The sequence below is a fragment of the Vibrio aquaticus genome (genome assembly GCF_003970385.1).
Taxonomy (GTDB): domain Bacteria; phylum Pseudomonadota; class Gammaproteobacteria; order Enterobacterales; family Vibrionaceae; genus Vibrio; species Vibrio aquaticus.
The window spans coordinates 1-423 of the sequence record NZ_RXZH01000168.1 but is presented as its reverse complement, the minus strand read 5'-3'; the positions used below and the strand labels follow the sequence as shown (position 1 = coordinate 423).

Annotated in this window: 1 protein-coding gene; it reads left to right on the top strand. The window is 42.6% G+C overall.

Going from position 1 to position 423, the window contains the following annotated elements; translation table 11 throughout:
- On the top strand, positions 1 to 211 hold a 211-nt coding region (locus EJ063_RS20690; RefSeq protein WP_148104556.1), incomplete at its 5' end, for a tail fiber assembly protein.
- Between the last annotated feature and the right edge of the window lie 212 nt (positions 212 to 423).

Below are 423 nucleotides of genomic sequence, written 5' to 3'. Positions count from 1 at the left end.
GATCCGGGAGGCGGAAGAAACAAAAAAAAGCCTGATGCAGGTAGCCAGTGAGCATATTGCGCCGCTTCAGGATGCTGCAGATCTGGAAATTGCAACGAAGGAAGAAACCTCGTTGCTGGAAGCCTGGAAGAAGTATCGGGTGTTGCTGAACCGTGTTGATACATCAACTGCACCTGATATTGAGTGGCCTGCTGTCCCTGTTATGGAGTAATCGTTTTGTGATATGCCGCAGAAACGTTGTATGAAATAACGTTCTGCGGTTAGTTAGTATATTGTAAAGCTGAGTATTGGTTTATTTGGCGATTATTATCTTCAGGAGAATAATGGAAGTTCTATGACTCAATTGTTCATAGTGTTTACATCACCGCCAATTGCTTTTAAGACTGAACGCATGAAATATGGTTTTTCGTCATGTTTTGAGTC